Consider the following 241-nt stretch of genomic DNA (forward strand, 5'->3'; position numbering starts at 1 on the left):
CTTTGCCCCTGCGGCCGCACATTGACGCTGCGCAACAGCACTTCCAGCGCCTCGGTTTGCGCGCGCAACTTGGGCGTTTCGTTCTGCCAGAAAGTGATCCTGGCCAGCGGCGGCTTGACCAGCGTCAGCCAGATCAGCAGACCGACAAGCACCAGCGCCATGCCGACGACCATGCGTTTTTCACGCAGCGCCAACGGCTGCCAACGCGCCTGCAACTGGTTGCGCAAGCGCTGCCAACGCG

Annotated in this window: 1 protein-coding gene; it reads right to left on the reverse strand. The window is 64.3% G+C overall.

What is annotated here, in order from left to right; translation table 11 throughout:
- A partial coding sequence (locus tag AAEY83_RS18115) for a type II secretion system protein M (protein WP_351061474.1) occupies positions 1–241 on the reverse strand: 241 nt, incomplete at both ends.

The organism is Psychrobacter sp. TB20-MNA-CIBAN-0197, from assembly GCF_040309765.1.
GTDB lineage: Bacteria > Pseudomonadota > Gammaproteobacteria > Pseudomonadales > Moraxellaceae > Psychrobacter > Psychrobacter submarinus.